This window comes from Heyndrickxia sp. FSL W8-0423 (assembly GCF_038009395.1).
GTDB classification, from domain to species: Bacteria; Bacillota; Bacilli; order Bacillales; family Bacillaceae_C; genus Heyndrickxia; species Heyndrickxia sporothermodurans.
Map to the genome: position 1 here is coordinate 23,329 of NZ_JBBPBE010000002.1, position 18,882 is coordinate 42,210.

21 protein-coding genes are annotated in these 18,882 nt (G+C 35.0%); 12 read left to right on the forward strand and 9 right to left on the reverse strand.

What is annotated here, in order from left to right; genetic code table 11:
- Window positions 1-34 precede the first annotated feature (34 nt).
- From MKY81_RS20890 to MKY81_RS20925, 8 genes are all read left to right on the forward strand, one after another.
- Window positions 35-3,712 (forward strand): tape measure protein, encoded by a 3,678-nt coding sequence (locus MKY81_RS20890; RefSeq protein WP_341118861.1) that lies wholly within the window; start codon window positions 35-37, stop codon window positions 3,710-3,712.
- Window positions 3,712-5,382 carry a distal tail protein Dit gene (locus MKY81_RS20895; protein WP_341118862.1) on the forward strand — a complete coding sequence of 557 codons (1,671 nt, stop codon included), beginning with the start codon at window positions 3,712-3,714 and terminating at the stop codon, window positions 5,380-5,382. Before MKY81_RS20890 ends, MKY81_RS20895 begins: the two co-directional genes overlap by 1 nt.
- A 10-nt stretch (window positions 5,383-5,392) precedes the next feature.
- Window positions 5,393-7,876 (forward strand): phage tail spike protein, encoded by a 2,484-nt coding sequence (locus tag MKY81_RS20900; RefSeq protein ID WP_341118865.1) that lies wholly within the window; start codon window positions 5,393-5,395, stop codon window positions 7,874-7,876.
- A 14-nt stretch (window positions 7,877-7,890) separates the two neighbouring features.
- On the forward strand, window positions 7,891-9,690 hold the full coding sequence (locus MKY81_RS20905; protein ID WP_341118866.1) for a tail fiber domain-containing protein: 1,800 nt from the start codon (window positions 7,891-7,893) through the stop codon (window positions 9,688-9,690).
- 2 nt (window positions 9,691-9,692) lie between these two features.
- The gene (locus MKY81_RS20910) at window positions 9,693-9,932 is read left to right on the forward strand and encodes a hypothetical protein (RefSeq protein ID WP_341118867.1); all 240 of its coding nucleotides are present in this window, start codon (window positions 9,693-9,695) and stop codon (window positions 9,930-9,932) included.
- A gap of 43 nt (window positions 9,933-9,975) precedes the next feature.
- Window positions 9,976-10,830, forward strand: coding sequence for a glycerophosphodiester phosphodiesterase family protein (locus MKY81_RS20915; RefSeq protein WP_341118868.1), 855 nt, complete (start codon window positions 9,976-9,978; stop codon window positions 10,828-10,830).
- A 73-nt stretch (window positions 10,831-10,903) separates the two neighbouring features.
- Window positions 10,904-11,278 (forward strand): phage holin family protein, encoded by a 375-nt coding sequence (locus MKY81_RS20920; RefSeq protein WP_341118869.1) that lies wholly within the window; start codon window positions 10,904-10,906, stop codon window positions 11,276-11,278.
- The gene (locus tag MKY81_RS20925; protein ID WP_341118870.1) at window positions 11,278-12,306 is read left to right on the forward strand and encodes a GH25 family lysozyme; all 1,029 of its coding nucleotides are present in this window, start codon (window positions 11,278-11,280) and stop codon (window positions 12,304-12,306) included. Before MKY81_RS20920 ends, MKY81_RS20925 begins: the two co-directional genes overlap by 1 nt.
- 201 nt (window positions 12,307-12,507) lie before the next feature.
- On the opposite strand, the gene MKY81_RS20930 is transcribed toward MKY81_RS20925, so the two are convergent.
- The 8 genes from MKY81_RS20930 to MKY81_RS20965 form a co-directional block, all read right to left on the reverse strand.
- Complete coding sequence (locus MKY81_RS20930) at window positions 12,508-12,771, reverse strand: hypothetical protein (RefSeq protein ID WP_341118871.1); 264 nt, start codon at window positions 12,769-12,771, stop codon at window positions 12,508-12,510.
- Between the two features lie 49 nt (window positions 12,772-12,820).
- Entirely contained in the window at window positions 12,821-12,985 is a 165-nt protein-coding gene (locus tag MKY81_RS20935) for a hypothetical protein (protein ID WP_341118872.1), read from the reverse strand.
- A gap of 104 nt (window positions 12,986-13,089) precedes the next feature.
- Window positions 13,090-13,326 (reverse strand): hypothetical protein, encoded by a 237-nt coding sequence (locus MKY81_RS20940; RefSeq protein ID WP_341118873.1) that lies wholly within the window; start codon window positions 13,324-13,326, stop codon window positions 13,090-13,092.
- Entirely contained in the window at window positions 13,316-13,915 is a 600-nt protein-coding gene (locus MKY81_RS20945; RefSeq protein ID WP_107958001.1) for a hypothetical protein, read from the reverse strand. The genes MKY81_RS20940 and MKY81_RS20945 overlap by 11 nt, the downstream gene beginning before the upstream one ends.
- Window positions 13,915-14,280: a hypothetical protein gene (locus MKY81_RS20950; RefSeq protein ID WP_341118874.1), complete on the reverse strand. Its 366-nt coding sequence runs from the start codon at window positions 14,278-14,280 to the stop codon at window positions 13,915-13,917. Before MKY81_RS20950 ends, MKY81_RS20945 begins: the two co-directional genes overlap by 1 nt.
- A gap of 113 nt (window positions 14,281-14,393) precedes the next feature.
- The gene (locus MKY81_RS20955; protein WP_341118875.1) at window positions 14,394-14,582 is read right to left on the reverse strand and encodes a hypothetical protein; all 189 of its coding nucleotides are present in this window, start codon (window positions 14,580-14,582) and stop codon (window positions 14,394-14,396) included.
- Between the two features lie 39 nt (window positions 14,583-14,621).
- Window positions 14,622-15,194, reverse strand: a complete 573-nt coding sequence (locus MKY81_RS20960) for a hypothetical protein (RefSeq protein WP_341118877.1) — start codon at window positions 15,192-15,194, stop codon at window positions 14,622-14,624.
- Window positions 15,191-15,403 carry a helix-turn-helix transcriptional regulator gene (locus MKY81_RS20965; RefSeq protein WP_341118878.1) on the reverse strand — a complete coding sequence of 71 codons (213 nt, stop codon included), beginning with the start codon at window positions 15,401-15,403 and terminating at the stop codon, window positions 15,191-15,193. The genes MKY81_RS20960 and MKY81_RS20965 overlap by 4 nt, the downstream gene beginning before the upstream one ends.
- Before the next feature lie 146 nt (window positions 15,404-15,549).
- Here MKY81_RS20965 and MKY81_RS20970 point away from each other — a divergent pair, with 146 nt between their 5' ends.
- From MKY81_RS20970 to MKY81_RS20985, 4 genes are all read left to right on the forward strand, one after another.
- Entirely contained in the window at window positions 15,550-15,732 is a 183-nt protein-coding gene (locus MKY81_RS20970) for a hypothetical protein (protein ID WP_108073029.1), read from the forward strand.
- Between the two features lie 139 nt (window positions 15,733-15,871).
- On the forward strand, window positions 15,872-16,132 hold the full coding sequence (locus tag MKY81_RS20975) for a hypothetical protein (RefSeq protein WP_108073030.1): 261 nt from the start codon (window positions 15,872-15,874) through the stop codon (window positions 16,130-16,132).
- A 10-nt stretch (window positions 16,133-16,142) separates the two neighbouring features.
- Window positions 16,143-17,315: an FtsK/SpoIIIE domain-containing protein gene (locus MKY81_RS20980; protein WP_341118879.1), complete on the forward strand. Its 1,173-nt coding sequence runs from the start codon at window positions 16,143-16,145 to the stop codon at window positions 17,313-17,315.
- A complete protein-coding gene (locus MKY81_RS20985; protein ID WP_341118880.1) occupies window positions 17,302-17,874 on the forward strand; it encodes a hypothetical protein in 573 nt (190 codons plus the stop codon). The genes MKY81_RS20980 and MKY81_RS20985 overlap by 14 nt, the downstream gene beginning before the upstream one ends.
- Here the strand turns inward: MKY81_RS20985 and MKY81_RS20990 are convergent.
- Window positions 17,867-18,667 (reverse strand): helix-turn-helix domain-containing protein, encoded by an 801-nt coding sequence (locus tag MKY81_RS20990; protein WP_341118881.1) that lies wholly within the window; start codon window positions 18,665-18,667, stop codon window positions 17,867-17,869. The genes MKY81_RS20985 and MKY81_RS20990 overlap by 8 nt on opposite strands.
- Window positions 18,668-18,882: the final 215 nt, after the last annotated feature.

An 18,882-nucleotide genomic window follows, 5' to 3' on the forward strand; every position in this document is an offset into this window, starting at 1 on the left:
TTTTTTATTTTTTTGAAGAAAGGAGGGTGAATGTGTGGAAAAAATCGAAGGGCTTTCGATAGGCTTAGATTTAAATACATTAAAAATAGACAGCGGTCTAAAAGACTTAAAATCCAAGCTAAGTTTGGTTAACAGTGAAATGAAGGCCAATCTATCTGTCTTTGATCGTGCTGATAAATCTATTAATAAATACGAATCCCGTATAAGTGGATTAAATAAAAAGATTGAAGTGCAAAAAGCAATCGTTGACAAAGCTCAAAAAAGCTATGAAAAGATGGTAAAAGAGCATGGAGAAGGCTCGACAGAAGCAGAAAAAGCGGCTCGTGCATACAACAATGAAGCAGCAAAGCTAAACAGCCTAGAACGCTATATTAAAAATGTCACAGAAGAAATGAAGGAATTTCAGCGGCAACAAAAAATACAAAACTCCACTCTTTTTAAAGCTGGCGACTCTCTCATTAAATTTGGCAACGGTTTGAAATCTATTTCCGACAAAACAAAAGAACTTGGACAAAATTTAACCAATAAAATCACTAAGCCCGCCGTTGGGGCAGCGTCCGCATTAGCGGGTATAGCGTTGGTCAAAGGGTTTGGTCGTCTAGTTGGTATAGATACAGCTAGAGCAAAGTTAAAAGGTCTTGGCCATGATGCTAAAAGTGTTGATCTGATTATGACTTCAGCGCTTGATTCGGTGAAAGGTACATCTTATGGAATGGACGAGGCGGCAACGACAGCGGCGAGCGCAGTAGCTGCTGGCATTAAACCAGGTAAAGAGTTAACTAGATACTTATCGCTTACTGGTGATGCGGCTGCCATTGCAGGAGCATCCATGAGTGAAATGGGAAGTATTATCAACCAAGTACAAACATCACAGGTAGCCTATACGGACAACCTAAACCAATTGGCTGATAGAGGTATACCAATTTATCAATGGTTAGGTGAAGAAGCTGGTGTGGCTGCAGCTGACGTTAAAAAAATGGCATCCGATGGGAAAATTTCATCCCAAATGTTCTTAAAAGCCATCGAAAAAAATATTGGTGGCGCGGCTAAGAAAATGGGTAAGGAATCATTTACTGCTAGCATATCAAACATGTGGGCGGCTGTCGGTCGTTTAGGCGCTTCTTTTCTAGATGCAGGTGGTAAAGGCGGTGGCTTCTTTTCACAATTAAAACCGATGATTAACGACTTTACAGGTCGCCTCGATGACATGGGTGATATTGCTCAAGAAGCTGGTGTTAAATTTGGAAAAATGTTCGTTGGTTTTGTTGAGAAAATAAAATCTATAAAAGCAAGTTATGATAACTTATCCCCAACAATGAAAGATTTTATAAAAAATTCTGCAATAGCAGGAACGGCATTAGCTGTTGGAATCGGACCGTCTCTTAAAGTATTAGGAACGTTTGGCGGATTTATAGCCACAATTTCTGTTAATGTTGGTAAGTTTTCAAAAACTATCGCCGAAGCTGGCGGATTTTTAAAATGGCTAAGGTTAGGCTTGACCGCATTAACAGGTCCAGTAGGATTGACTACACTAGGTATCGCGGGTCTAGCAGCAGGATTTGTTGTGCTTGATAAGAAAATGGACAAACCTATTATTAAGAGTGATATTTTTAAAGGTAAAATATCCGATGCAACTAAAGCGGCAGTCGGATCATACATGAAATTGGATGAGGATGCAACTGCTGAATTAAATAGTTTAGCGTATTCTTCTCAAACGATTACTGATGGAATGGCAAAACGTATGGTTTCTAAATATCAAGAAATGGGCGATAAAATTCTTCAGGCGATGAAGGAGAATCATGCTAAACAATTGCAAGAACAACAAAGTTTATTTGATCAAAGTTCTGTTTTAACTGAACAGGAGGAAGCTAAAAGGCTTGCTAAACTAAAGGCTGATCAATTGAAAGAAGAAGAAGCTCATACCAAAAGTCAAGCAAGGATAAAGGAAATTTGGACAACTGCAGCTAATCAAAAACGCGGTATAACTGACGCTGAAGCAAAAGAGATTGCAAGATTGCAAGAACAAATGAGAACCAAAGCTGTACAAGAAATGTCTGCAAGTCAAAAAGAGCAAGAAACCATTTTAACAAATTTAAAAAATAATAAAAGTATTATTGAAGCCGAGACAGCAGCAAATACGGTGAAAAAGTCTTTAGAGACGAAAAATAAGGTAGTTAAAGAAGCGAATAAACAATATAACGATACTGTCGCTTATGCTACATCCGCACGTGATGAATTAGGTATTATTTCAGCCGAAGAAGCCAAGAAAATAATCCAAGAAGCTAAAAATAAGAGGAACAAGGTTGTATCAAAAGCAGAGGACATGCATATCAAAGTTATCAAATCAGCAAAATCCCAAGCCGGTGAACATGTGGATCAAGTAAACTGGGAAACCGGAGAAGTATTATCAAAGTGGGATAATTTGTACAATGGCGTTCTTAGTGCAGCTAACTGGATTCGCGGTTTATTTGGAAAAGAACCAATAGCTAAAAAAGGAAGCATCAAAGAAAACGGTAGACAAAAAATAAAACGGCAAAACGCAGTTTTAAAACCTGCCACAAAATCTTATGATGAATATGCAAAAGGAACACCTTCCACAGGTCACCCCGGCGGTCCTGCTATTGTGGGAGAAGAAGGTAGAGAGTTGGCTCATATTCCGGGGCAAGGGTTAACATTATTAGGAGCAAGCGGTCCAGAATTATTTAGTAATTTACCTCGAGGTACATCTGTATTACCAAACAAGCAAACTGAAAAATTATTAAAATCTTATGGGTTCCCTGGTTATGCTGATGGTATTGGAGATTTTTTCGATTTGTTTTTAAAAGGTGCTGACTCTGTTTGGAATTTTGCAACAGATAAATTTGGTTTAAATAAAATTGCTTTACCATCAATAATGAATAATCTTACTGGTAACCCTTTAAAATCAATTGGAGAAATGGCTACAAGTTGGATTAAGGATTTATGGGGTAATTGGTTTGGTGGTATTGGCGGCTCAGCTGGTGCAGGAGTGCAAAGATGGGCAGGTATAGCATCCAAAGCATTAGCGATGACAGGACAATTTACTAAGGCTAACTTAGATAGATTACTCTATCAAATGCAAACTGAGTCGGGAGGGAATCCGAAGGCTATTAACCTATGGGATATTAATGCCTTAAGAGGAACTCCTTCGAAAGGTCTTATGCAGGTTATTGATCCCACATTTAAGGCTTATGCAATGCCGGGTTATAATACAAATATTTGGGATCCATTATCAAACATTTTGGCATCTATTAGATACGCTTTAGCACGTTATGGCTCCCTTTCAAAAGCATATAGAGGTGTTGGATATAAGACAGGTGGATTAATCAATGATGAGGGGCTGTATCGCCTTGCTGAAGGTGGTTGGCCAGAATTTGTTATACCTACTGATCCAAGCAGGAGAACCGATGCTATGAAGTTATTGGCATTGGCTGGAAAACAAATTCAAGGAAATAAACGACCTAATCAATTACCAAATGTCAGTACCAACTCTAATAGTGATTATAAAGAATTTGTTAGTCGACAAGATCAACAAATCTCTTTAATGCAAAAGCAAATCGAATTATTAACTCAAATGGTATTAAAAGATTCTAATGTATATATTGGAACAAAAGATATTTATGAAGCCAATAAGAAAGAAAAAGATAGGCGAGAACAAACAAGAAATATTTTTAAGGGGGTAGCACCAATTTAATGAGTACAACATTTAATTTTTGTGGTGTGGATTCAAAACAGGATTTGGATATCATTGTAAATGAAATAAAAAAACCGGTTACCCCCGAAATAACCGAAAATGTCCAAGATGTACCGGGTATGGTCGGAAAGATTTTTATGGGTAACAGTTATGGTCAAAAGATCTGGGAAATTTTAATAACAATAACGGCAAAATCTGAACAAGAAAGAGTACAAAAAATTGATCAACTTACCGAATTAGTTATGACATTTGATGCTGGGGAATACCCAATGATTTTTAGTACAGAATCTGATTATACCTATTATGGTCATTTTAGTGGAATAACAACTCCGGAACGTGTAGAAAAAACACATTGGGCTACATGCACCCTTACTTTTTCGTGTTCGGATCCTAAAGGGTATGGGGAATACCAAAACAAGGATATTACTAAAAATCCAATAACAATTTTACCAGATGGCTCTGCAGAGTGTTATCCAATTTTTACTTGTATTCCTAAGAAAGACTTAACGAGTCTATCTGTTACAGATCAAGATGGGAATTATGTATTTATCGGTGAAAATGTAGACCCTGATACAGGTAATTTACCCATAGATAAGGAACCCCTTGTATTTCACGATACTTGCGGAACGCTTGCGACATGGACGACAATCACTAAAGATACCTTAACCTTTACCCCTGAAAATGGTGTGGTCGGTGGAGCAATGCGAAGTTCTGGTGATGCGTTAAGAGTAGGAGTAGATGGTACTGGATATTCTAACTTTGGTCCCTTTGTTAAAAACAAGTGGCATGGTCCAATCGTGCAGCAGTGGTTAAATGGTCAATATAAAGACTATCGTGTACGTTGTTGGCTCTGGAACAATCAATATTATGCACGTGCTCATGGTAAAGTTGAACTCTATCTTTTAGACAATAACGGAAATGCAATCGGTAAAATTAGCTTAAAAGACAATGGTCAAAGTAAGAAAGCAATTGTTCAAGTGCAAGTAATGAATTCAAGTAAATTTTATAATATCCATTATGGTCAAGGTAACATTTACTCTAAAAAGAAGGATACTGTCACGATAAAGGTAAAAAACGGTACAAAGAAAGTAAAGGTCAAAGGAAAGACGAAAACCGAGCAATTATGGAAAACAGTTACTCTTCCGGAGGACCCAACGACGAATACTTATTCTAACTTTTACGGCTATATCGAATTACAAAAGATTGGTAATAAATTTCGTGTGGAGATTATGAAATGTAACAGCAAACACAATCCCGTTTGGGATAAACCCGTTGTTACAAAATGGACAGATAGTAAGAATATATATAATCAATCCTTGGCAGGTGTAGCTGTTTATGTAGCAAAATGGGATATCGAAGAAGATACGGCAAATCCGCAAGTGAAATATACGAATAACGGAATGGCTTTAAGTGATGTGAAAGTATGGAATATTATCGATGGTGGTAATGGTTCTCCATCTGTACCGACCGTCATTATACGTAAAGGTGATGAAGTGAAAATTAATTGTGAAGATCGCACCGTTTACAAGAATGGTGCTATTTTTATGAAGAATTTTTATATAGGCAGTCAATTTCCTACATTAAAAGGCGGGGTTCCAAAAACATTTGCCTACGACCCAGATCTAAAAGACGCCGAATGGTATTACGAATACAGACCAACTAAGAATTAGAGGTGATAGCTTGTATACGATTTTGGATCCTAATTTGGATGTCTGCGGTGTTCTTGATTTACAAGGAAAAGGATGTAAGTTTTACAACGATTTACGCAGTACAAAAATCGCAGATGATCAGGGCAAGATATGGTCTGACACTTTAGAAATAAGTGTTCCATATGGGTATCGAGAAACAGCATTTATGACACAAGGCTATCACCTTCTTAAGAAAGGGAATGATGGTCTTTTTTACTGTTATCGGATTTATGATTGGGTTGATGACACAGTTGGTCCTACCCATGTAAAAAAAGCACAAGCATTAAATTTATTGGCATGGGATTTAACGCATAAAATTGTTCCAGCGAAGGCGATGCCTAACGCTAATAGTGAAGATGCTTTCGGTTATATCCTTCAAAGATCTGGTTGGGAAATTGGTAATAATGATTTTTTTGGCGGTGTTAAATCACTAGAATTTAGTGCAGGGAGCAACGCTCAATATTGGCTAGATCAATTAACACAACAATTTTCCGTAGAAATTAAAGCTTATGTAGAAGTTTACAACGGGAAGATCATTCGTAAATTAGTAGATATTGTGGAGAAATTAGGAGAGTCAGAGGGAAAAAGGTTAGACTACTCCCATGATTTATTAGGGATTACTAGAACCGGTAACGATTCACAGCTTTATACAAAACTATATGTTTATGGTGGAACGGATTCAAAAGGAAATATAGTATCAATCGCTAGTGTGAATGGCGGCAGGGATTACATTGTCGATGATGATGCCAACGATTTATATAACAATAGTGGCGATTATTTAGAAGGTTATGTTGTAAATGATTCCATCTTAAACAAAAATGGTTTACTCAGTTGGGGAAAAGAACAATTGGAAAAATTGAATCATCCAAAATACAATTACAATGTAGATGTAGCTTATCTTGGATATAAGCCAAATCTAGGTGATCACTACCAAGTTACAGACTTTTCTATGCAGCCAGAACTTACTATATCAGCTAGGGTCATTCAATTGGATGAATCCGAAGCAAATCCATTCAATAATAAAGTAATTATAGGTGAATTCGTCGAAATTAAGGTTGTTACACCCGAAATTATTCAAGAATTACAGGCTAAGGCGAAGGCAGCACAAGAAGCCGCAGAACAAGCTAAAAACTATAACATCCAATACTTTGCCCCGGACGGGTTAGACTTTTCAGAGGGAACTGCACAAAAAAGAATTATCATTCGGGTTTATCTAGGAAAGGATGAAGTCACATCCACTCTCGACATATCTCAATTTGTATGGCAGAAAATCAATGCGGATGGTACTTACGATGATGCTTGGTCAGATGCTCATAAAAATATTGGAAATGTGATTACAGTCGGAAGTGAAGTAGTAGGATGTGTGATTCGTTGTAAAATAGATGACGGTAATTTACCAAGTGTAGCTATATACTTTAAAAATGGAATCGATTTTGTTTTGGATGAATTGTCTCAAGTACAAACTGATAATACTTTATCCGTTATTTTTATCACAGACACACATTATGCAACTAACAGCACAAACGGAAATAACCTTAAAAGCAGAAGTACCTTGCATATGCAGAATGTAGCATATTTAACCAACCAAGCAAAAATTGATTTAGTTGTCCATGGTGGTGACTTAATCGATGGTCATGAGCAAAAGAAATTAATGATGACAGATCTACAAGATGCAGCTGACTCACTAGCATCTTTTATTAATGCCCCATTATTATTTTTGTTTGGCAATCATGATGATAATAGTTGGTATGCTCACGACAAGGATAATAATTTGATGAGGTCGGTTATTCAGCCATCGGAACGTTATAATGTATTAAAAAAATATCTTGATTCTGGGGTTGTTCAAAATGTAAGTGATAAGGAAAGTCTCTATTATTATAAGGATTTTCCTACTCAAAAAATTAGGGCTATCTGCCTAAATAGTTTTGACAATCCGTACATTACACAGGCAGATGGCACAAATAAATACCCAGCCATGTGGCAGTCGGCATTTCGTAATGCGCAATTAAATTGGCTCGCTAATACGGCACTTAAACTTCCTGATAATTCTTGGGGAGTTTTAATTTTTACTCATGCGCCATTACAAGGTTCATTCAATTCTGATCCACAGATTAATAGCGACATAATGTATGGTATTTTGAACGCTTTTAAAAATGGTACTTCCTATACTGGAAACGGAACTACAACAGGCTATACATGTAATGTTTCTTGTAATTTTACAAGTCAAGGAAAAGGGGAAGTTATTGCTGTCATAAGTGGACATATTCATTACGATAGCAGCATGACGAAAAATGGAATGCTCCTTATTCAGACATTGGATTCTTTAGCAAGAAATGATTTTGCAGGAAAAATGCCTGATCGTCCACTTATATCACTAGAAGAAGATGCGTGGGATGTTTTTACGATTGATAGATCAAAGAGAAAAATATATGCTACACGTTTTGGTGCGGGCAACAGTCGAGAATTCAGCTATTAAAGGAGGTGAGGAAAATGGCGGTCCGCGGAAGTGTAGATATTCCTTTTACTAATTCAACTCAAATTGCAAATCATGCAGTTGATATCGCAAACAGTAAACCAGATATATTCTACGGTCAAGATGAGCCAATTAATCCGAAAGAAGGTGATCTATGGAATCAAACAAATAATATTGATGATTCTGTATCTGTTCACCAATATATCGATGGTGCTTGGGTACCTGTTCAGGGACTACAAGGACCAAAGGGAGATCAAGGAATACCAGGAAAAACAGGAACAGACGGGAAAACTCCGTATCTTCACATTGCCTATGCTGATGACTCAAATGGTTCAGGATTCTCTCAGTTTCCAAAAGGTAAGGCTTATATGGGCACATATACTGACTACACTGCAGCTGATAGTACAGACCCATCTAAGTATAATTGGGTGCTCATTAAAGGGGAAAAAGGTGATACAGGAGCAACAGGACCCCAAGGACCTCAAGGGCCTGCCGGAAAAGATGGCATTGCGTATATGGGCACAACAGCACCAAGCAATCCAGCAACCAATTCTACGTGGTTTCAGACTGATTCCACAGGGAAGGTAATTGCTATCAAAAAATGGACAGGTAGTGCATGGATTATTGCTAAGATTGATGCTGATACCTTAAACGTTGGACAATTAAGCGCACTATCAGCTGATTTAGGTAATGTAACGGCTGGTAGTTTATCAGGTGTTAGTTTGAATATCGGAAATGGTAATTTCACTGTAGATACTGCCGGAAATTTAGTAGCTAAGAGAGGTACTTTCAGCGGGACCATAATTTCAAATAACGCTACCATAACTGGTGGGTCCCTAAAAGTAGGAAGTAATTTTAATGTTGATTCGTATGGAAATTTAACTGCTAATAGCGCTACGTTTGGTGGAAATATGTCATTAAACGGTGTATTAAATATCGCTACTACTCTCACAGGAAATGATACATCCGGTTTATCCGGTCGATATAATTATAGTGAAGAAACAGCAGCGTACAACTCAAAAAAATTGAATGGTATATATAATCTGAACAGTGCTTACTTGAGTTTCAAAACAATTGTAAACATTCCAGACAGCAATACAAACTATTTCGCTGAAACATACTACGGACCATCTGCAATGAAATTTCGTGCTTATAATACAAGCAGTAATGGTAGCTATGATGGCTCATTTTCCGGGATTAGAGATAGAATTGATGTCTCTCCACACCAAATAACAATGGGGCAGACCGCTTCTACGACTAGTCCGAACTGGAAAAATGAAATTGAAATTTTTGCAGACGGACAAATAAATGCATCACAGCTCATCCATTCCGACAAGTGGCTAGAAGCGAACAACATGCGAATCGGATATCATACCATAGCTAGTTTAGACAGTGGTAAAGTATATTTTATGAATAACACAACAAACGGCTCCCGTATCGATATTGGTATTGCCACTTTGGATTATACAGGATCGCTTAGTAAATCATCATCGGAAACATTAAAAGCAAATATCAAACTGATTGATTTTAGTGCCCTCGACGAAATAATGAACACAGATTTTTATTCATATAATTATCTTTCAGATTTGGATAGAGGGATTGTGAAGCCAACCTTCGGACCTGTCATTGGTGATAATTATCGTCTGTCTGATAAGTTTTTAACTCAAAGCGAAAAGTCTATTTCGATTGACAATATGACAGCCATTAATTCACAGGCGATCAAGGAACTTTTTGAAACAATGCAAGAACAAAACAAAAATCTAATTATAAAAGTAGCTGATTTGGATAGACGATTAGCGTTATTGGAGGCGGCTTAAAAATGGAAGTTCCAACACAAGAATTTTATCTGGTTATAATAAATGATTTGAAAAATCAAATCGCAACACTTGCTGATCAAAAGGCAACACAAGTCAGTTTAAATTCAATTAATACTACAAGAATTCAAAATTTGGAACAGCAATTAAGGGAGGTGAATGAGAAAAAGGAAGAATTGGAAAAGGAACTGTTAGCAGAAAAGGAAAAGAACGCTGGAACAAGTGAAGATAACAAAAAAGTTTAATATTTTTGGTAATAAATACCCTGATTTATGGTAAATTAATAGTATGAAAAAATTAATTATATTTTTAATCATTTGTTTATTTTCAATAAGTAGTGTGGGTTGTTCCTATAGTGTTTATGCAAAAAAAGAGAAAAAAGAGAAAAAAGTAAAAACGGAAATAATTGCACATCGGGGTGCTGATGATCGAGCGCCAGAAGAAACCATGTCTGCATTTAAACTAGCTGTAAAAGACAAAGCTGACTTTTTGGAAATGGATCTACGAGAAACCAAAGATAAAAAGTTAGTATTGATGCATGATCCAACGTTAAACAGAACTACAAATGGAAAGGGGGATGTAAGCCGTTTTACCTTAAAGCAGCTTAAAAAGTTGGATGCCGGTAGCTGGTTTAATAGAAAGTATAAGAACGAAAGAATCATAACTTTAGAGGAACTTATCAATCGATATGGATCCAATACCAAGTATTTCATCGAAACAAGACGGGTAAATAACAAACTCAAAATGGAAGAACCTCTAGTTAAATTGCTAAACAAAAAAGGACTTATCAAGAAAAAGAAGGTTGTGATTCAATCTTACTCCGCAATGAGTCTACAAAAAATACACAAGTTGAACAAATCTGTTCCATTGGTACAGCTTACCCTCTTTAAAAGCAAGAAAGAATTTACAGATAAGAAGCTAAAAGAGTGGAAAAAATATGCCATGGGTATCGGAGTAGATTCGAAATTAGTTGATAAAAAATTAATTGATAAAATGCACAAAAACAATCTAAAACTTTATGTTTTCTTCTTGAACGATAAAAAAGAAAAATCAGAGCAAAAGCGTGTCATCAACGCTGGGGCAGATGGTGTTTTTACAAATTATATAACTTATACAAAATCTTTAACTAAATCGTCTAAATGAATTAGGCGATTTTTTATTTTGGTTAAAAGAGGGCTTTCGCTGTCCTCTTTTTCTATTTGAGAGGAGAAAAATCATGACTTTAGAATTAATCAGAGTGTATTTATTTGGAACGGTAAAATTTTTAGATTTATTAGCTATTGCAATGTTAGTTGATATTTTAACTGGAATTGCAAAAGCATGGAAAGAAAAGACTTTACGAAGCCGAAATGCATTGTTTGGGTATGCCCGTAAAATCGGCATATTTGGGATTATCATTGCTGCTAATATTATTGACCAAATACTATCGTTAAGTGGGGCTGTGGCTTATGCTACGGTCATTTTTTATATCGCTAATGAGATTCTATCCATCTTAGAAAACTGTGCGCAACTAGGCTTGAAAGTGCCTAATGTGCTAGTTGATAAATTGCATGTAATCCAGGAAAAAGACGAAAAGGAGGAAAATGAATAATGGGAATTATCATGGACATTTCACATCATCAACCGTCAAGTGCAATTAATTGGGCTAAGGCCGCAAAAGAAGTTGATCTAGTAATTATTCGTGTCCAGTATGGGTCTAATCTGATTGATCGTGAGTATAAAAACCATGTTGCAAACTGTAAAAAATATAAAATCCCATTTGGCCATTATGCTTATGGCATGTTCGTATCCGTTAATGACGCAATTGTGGAAGCAAAGGATTTCATGAAACGCGCTGATAAAGATGCTCTATTTTTAGCTTTGGATGTGGAAGGCGATACAGTAAAATCTTGTGGAACAAAAGACCTCGCAAAAGCATCACAAGCTTTTATCGACGTATTAAAAGATGTAGGTTATAAAACGGGCTTTTATGTGTCCCACGAATTGTATAAAAAATATGATTTAGATAAAGTAAAAGCTGATTTCTTGTGGTTACCACGATACGGAAAAGACAACGGTAAACCTGATAAAAAGCCAGATTATCCATGTTGCTTATGGCAGTATTCGCAGTATTGTAAAGTAGACTGGTACAATGGTGGTCTTGACTTTAACTTGTTAAATGGCGATAAAAATCTTGAGTGGTTTACTGGAAAAAAGAAAACTACCCCAGTGAATAAGCCGGAAAAAAAGCACGAATCAAAGCCAGTAAGTAAACCAAAGGATGAAAAATACACTGTTGTAAAAACCATAAATGCTTATATTAATGCTGCTGACGCTAAAGGAAAGAAAAATGCAAAAGGTACTGTTAAAGCGGGTACGTATTATGTATTTAATCGTTCTAATGGCATGCTTAACGTTACATCTAAAAAAAGTGTTCCTGGCTCATGGATCAATCCAGCAGATAATAAAAAGTCTGCTACTTCCACAACAAAAGCTAAGTATCATGTTGTAGGTAAAGGAGAGGTATTATCCAAGATTGCAGCAAAATATAATACGTCCGTTAGTGCGATTCTAAAATTAAACAAAAACATTAAAGATAAAAATTTAATTTATGCAAATCAAAAAATACGTGTTAAGTAGTATATTTTAATTGTCAATTGCTAAAATTAATATTCCATCACGATTCCACATTAAAAGCCCCTCTCGATTGAGAAGGGCTTGTTAATTTTAAAACTATATGCTAAGATATTTTTAATTATCTGAATGCAGTAGGATATAAAGAATATTTATTTTTATTATCATCTGAACGTAGTGGGAAGGAGCGCCTAAATAGCGCTCTTTTTAATTTTCCTTAGTATATAAATCGTGTACCATTTCATTGCTTAGTCTGACAAAAACACTCAATATAAATCCTGTTTTACCTTCTTGTATTCCAAATTCTATAAAGCTATCTTCGTTCCATGCACAAGCTTCATTCTTTACTTTCTCTTGAATAAAATCAACATCAATGTAATCTAAGCAATCCTCCAATGTATCAAAATACACTTCACGTCCCCAAGATTTAGGATAAACTCTAACTTCAATTCCTTTTTCAACTGTTTTCATTTTTATTTTCCTCCTTTATTTGTGGTAGGAGGGCGAACCCTCCCAATACTTAGTAAACTAATTTAAAATCGTTATAGTCGATATCGTCAAATCCGTTTTCTTCAATAAACTTTTCTTCGTTAAAGCCGATCAACTCAAGGGCCTCATCCACTGTTAAACTTCTGTTTGTTACCACTTCACCTACTAAAATGTCTTCGTAAAATACCTTTGCCATTTTCCATTCCTCCAATTATTTTTATTTTTTATGTTATCCCCTTGCTGTATCTATAATATACCATGTATAAAAGTACATGTAAAGTGTTTTTTGTAAAGTTTTAATTATTTTTTTTTAAGATTTTTCCGACGCTCTGCAACTTGCTTAGCATATGCTTCTACGTCACTTTTAAGATATAATCTTACACGACTACGATCTACACCGTGATCATAAAAAGGGACCAAACGTCCAGCCTCAATCGATTGATTAAATGAGGTTAAGCTTTGTTGGGTAACCTCCATCGCTTCCTGCTTAGTGAGCAGATTTTCATCTACCCACTTTTTTATTTGTTCACTGTTCAATATTTTTTCTCCTTTCGTATTCCTTAATTATTTCATCCCAGATCGCATTGATTTTCATTTTTGGAAATTTCTTTTTCATCGTGTTATAGCTAAAAGTAAGTAATTGATTTAGTTCTTTTGTAGTTACTTTTCCGTGCTTTTCATAGATACTTATCATTTCGTTTATGCATTGTTCTTTAGAAATTATTGGTGATAAACACCCACAACTTTTCGTATTTCCACTTATCAAGTTCGAACTATCGACAACGGTTGTATTTCCACAATCACATTGGCATTCCCAAAAAGTGTGATTATTATTCGTTTTTTCTAAATTTCTCCTTAGTACCTTTAGTTTAGAAAAACGCTTTCCTGTTAAGTCAGGAGAATTCTTTTCAGATATCCACTCGTTTTTATTACATCCACAAGATTTTGTGTTTCCGTTTCTTAAACTGTCAGTGATTACAGGGAGTTGGTTTCCACAGTCGCATTGACAGAGCCATCTACGTTTATTTACTTCTTTTTTTCCTGATTTGACTCTTATGCCTTCAATTTCTTTTATTACCTTTAACATCCCGTATGTTTGTCCAGTAAGATCTAATTTACGGGGCATTACTGGATCACTCCAATCAAACGAGTTAATGTGTTGTTTGCTTTAACTGTCGTATTAACGATTCGAAAAAATACATTAGTGCGTATACCAGCTGCAAGATTATCTGTTTCTGTCACATAAGTGATTTCATGTAATTTCCCTTTAATAATTACTTCATAGCCGTTTTCAATTTCTCTTACAACTTCCATATTCTTACCTTGAGAGAAAATATCCATAAACATTGCTCTTGCTTTATCAGCAGGTGTATTTTTAATTTCCGCCCATGCCATAGTAAGAGCTTGAGCAAAATATTCTTTTACTTTACCACCGAATTTTTTAACTCCTTCTTTTGCTATTTCCCAAGCTCTTACCATAACGTTTTTCATTTTCATTTCCTCCTCTTTGTTTTACTGTATATGTAATATAACATGTATTTTTGTACATGTAAAGTGAAATAGGAAAAGTTTTTAATTTATTTTTTTTGCACATAAAAAACCTTTTAATGAGAGTCAATATACACGGCTCTCGGCTCATTATCATCCATATATTCAATTGTCTTAATCAAATCTCTTACAGCATCTTCTTTCTTGTATTTATCGTCTCCTTCAAGTTGATTAGCAACGTGTAATATCCTTTCTTTTATGTGTGTCCAATCTTGCTTTAAATTTAAGTAATCGATAGTATTCACAAATATCCCTCCATAGACTAAAACCGCCCATTAGGACGGTTATTTTTTATTATTATCTTTTTCAAAACTAACAGTTAACAAGTACATTGACATGTCTTGCGAAAAAATCACTTTATAACCTTTTTCAGAAATTGACATATGTTTCTCATCACTTTCTAGAAAATCATTTAAGTAATTTGAGTCTATATCCAATATAGAAAATATGTTTAATAATGCACTAGTTGTATCAGTGTCAGGCTTTGACATTTGAACGAAAGTAACTCTTTTGAACTGTTTATCGTTAGTAAAAACCGCATTTATATTAAAAGTATCATTTGTATATAATACTTTGTGCAATGGTCCGTCTTTTTCGTTCATAGGTTTAAATTCCAATTTGCTTGGATTTTGCAGTAAAATAATTTTATTAAATACATCCTTGTTACTTTTTGCATTATCATTAAACTCTTTAACAAAAGTATTTAAAGGCATAGGGAAATTAGGTAATTTATCAATAACCGAAATCTTTTTTTCTTCGTTATCTTTTCCTTTGTTTTTTTCTTCATTTGTATCTGTTTTCGCACTACACCCAACCATCAATATTAAGATCATTGTGGCCACAAATATTTTCTTCAATTTTCTTCCTCCCTCAATTTATACAAATCCTCTACTTTTACGTTTAAGAGCTTACAAAGTTTCAATAATTGCGGAATTGTTGGATAGGACCTCCCTGTACACCAATTGGATAGAGTGTTCCTTGATACTCCAATGTACTTTTCAATGTATGGCCTATTAAAAGGAGAGTTTTTAATGATTTTTCCTAAGTTATTGATAACCATCTTCATCACCTATTATATTCATTCTACATAGCCGTGAGAATAACCTTTCACAAATAACTACGCAAAAAATCGTATTTTTTTGTGAAAGACAGGCAAGTTTTATGTCATTCGCCCATACAATGAACTATACAAAGAAGGGAGAGTGATAGTATATGGACCCTTTTACATTTGGAATAGTGTCGGTAGGGGCAGTTGGTGGAAGTTTAGTAGGTGTTGCGTTACTTGATAAATCGGGGATTGCAATTAATGATTCGGTTCTTACTATTGTGATGGAGGTGATGAAATACGGAGGAATTTTCTATCTGATGAAGGAACTTAGTAAACTATTTATTTAGGTATATGTATATATGTCGGACTTAAAATGAACAAAAAGAAACATGATTTTAATCTATTATCATATAACTTTGCATACTTCAATGAACAATACATCTTATGAATAATTCAATGAAGACTTCAAGGAATAGGAGGATGAATATGTCTGTGAATGGTATGTTACGGTCAATGTTTCAAAATGTAGCTGATAGCAAATGGAATAAAGACAGATTAAGAAGAAATCAATTTGAGGAACTAAACGAACCATTCTTATTTTCATCAAGCCATTTAAATAATTTATTTGATGAATGTAAGAATAAAGAGGAATATGAATCTATCCTTGATCACATGTATAAATTCGATGCTTGCGAGGTTGATAGTTATAAAGAAATCGAAAATAAAATTATTGAAAAATTATGGTGAGGTGGTTTAAATGTTAGAATGGTTAGCACTTCCTGCAATTATTACTGGAGCTGCACTCATACCAAAGAAAGCAATGAGTGATGAAAAGAAAATCCAAACAATATTTGAAAATAGAAGAGTGGGAATTAAAAAGGATGATGCATTTTTATATCCAAAGTTACACAAGAAATACGAGAATGAGCAGTATTCAACCTATTTATACACCTTACCCTTAGGAATACCTTCAGAAGCATTTGAAAGCATAAAATCAGCTATTATAGACGGATTAAATAAGGATATAGAGTTTGAATACGATGGACTGCTAAAGATTAAAGTTTATAAGAATCAGCTGCCTGAAAAATGGTCGTTTACAGATGATCTCCTTACACAAGATAAATGGGAGGTTCCGATCGGAAAAAATCATGAAGGAATCCTTTATCATGACTTCGATAAATATCCTCATATGCTTGTAGGTGGTGTTACAAGGTTTGGTAAAACGGTTTTAATTAAAGAAATGTTTTATTCTCTGCTTATGAATCAAATGGAAAATGTAGATTTTTATATTCTTGATCTAAAAGGCGGTATGGAATTTGGTCATTACATGGGCATTCCACAAGTTAAAGAAGTTGCCAGTGATATTTATGAGTCTACAGAATTGCTTTCCAATATTATTGAGGACCTAAAAAAACGTCAACAATATATGCGATCAAAACAATATACAAATATCGTCGACACACCTATCCAGAAACGCACTTTTATTATTGTGGACGAAGGGGCAGAACTTTCCCCGGATATTGTTTCTGGCGAAGCTAAAAAGTATGCAAAGTATTGTCAATCGGCGTTATCCGAAATTGCTCGTATTGGTGGAGCATTAGGATATAGACTAATTTTTTGTACTCAATATCCAACTCGCGAAGCTGTGCCTATGCAAGTGAAAATGAATATCGTGGCACGGTTATCATTTATAGCTGCAGCACAAATTGCAAGCAGAGTTATTCTTGATGATATTGGAGCAGAGGACCTTCCATCTATTCCAGGAAGAGCAATATATAAAATTGAAAAAAATCGTACTATACAGGTCCCATACATTGATGATAAGTATATGTTTAAACGATTGGAGGAAGAGCAAGATGCTGTTATCAACTCAAACCAAGATAGAGAGTCTATTAATGACTATAGATCAACTAGGTATGGTAACAATTAAGCAATTAAGACGAAAGCATGATTTAAAAAGTTATCGCAATGCTTGTAGGATTGTTAAGCAACTTGAACCATTCATTCACACAACATTTTTCAATAAAGAAAAGGTACTTTACTTGAATAAAGATGGACGCGAATTTATTGGGTCTACAAAAGAAGTGAAACGGAATGCTCTTATAGAACACACATTGCTATCCAATGAAGTATATTTTCACTTCAATTGTCCATTGGATTGGCGAAGAGAACACGTCATTGAATTAAAATCTGATATGAAAAAGCACGAAATAATTGTAAATGGTGGCTTAAAAATAGCCAATAAAAAAATTATTGCTGATGCTTCATTCACCAGAAATGGATATACTCACTTTGTTGAAATTGATAATACCCGAGATATGTCAGACAACAAGAAAAAAATAGAAAGTTATATCGATGCATTTAAACAAGACCGATTATCAATTCTTTATATTTTTACAAAAAGTAAAAACAGAAAACGAAAATTTGAGTCCTGGATCAACCAATACAATTTAAGAGCTCACGTCCACACTTTTGAAGAAATCAATTAGACATAAACTCATCATCAAAATAAAGCTTGTCCATGATTTTATTAACGATTCCGTTAAAATACCCAAAAATATTCTTTACACTTTTCCCGGCTTTAATCTTCATTACAAGTTCTTTAAATGCCTTGACTCCAATATGTAGTTCTTGCTGTTCTGTAAATGCTCTTTTGCCTTCCACATGATTGATGATTCGATTATTTTGTCTAACTACCTTCCACAATTCATTTATGGTTTTTGATTCTTGGTAAAAATAACTCGTTAATTTAGCAAATTGATCTGGAACCCATGAAGCTACAAAATTAGCTTGTGAAAATGACACGACCTTACGTGTATTATTAATAATCTTTTGTTTTAAGGAAGAAGAAGTTGTTTTATTGGTCGGACACTTCTCGGACTTTTTACTAGGTGTCTTGTCGGACACATCATTTTTTACCGGAATGATTTGCACAGCATTAGCTGTTTGAAGCATATCTTTTTTACGCTTCATAGCAATCTGACGGATCATTCCTAAGTCTTCTAATTTCTTCATTAGTCTTTGTACAGTTTTGTACGATAACTCCAACTTATCAGCAATCGTATTTTTAGACATGTAGCTAACACCTATTTGCTTACAACTGTGGCGCTTTAATACTTCAAGTAATGCAATTAGTCTAGCTTGCACGTCAGAACGTGCTACGGTCGTTTTAACGACGTCTCTGTATGCGCGAATAGTTTTATTCATATCCTCGATATCGTCAAATGTAGAAAGATTGTGGAAGGAATCCACGCTTGCTATTACATCAATTTTCTTTTTCATACTAAATCTGCCCCTTAATAAGAAAAAGCAACGGCCACATTTAAGCAAACCGTTGCTTTAATCATCTGCAAGTAATAAAATACTTGTAGAGGGTACAGCAAAGTGTTTGCCTAGTGTAGATAGGCGGACGTTTTAATGAGTGTTACCAGCACTTCATTAAAACGCTGTGCTCTTCTTTTTTTATTTTGCATTTTTAGTATTCATTACCTGCTATT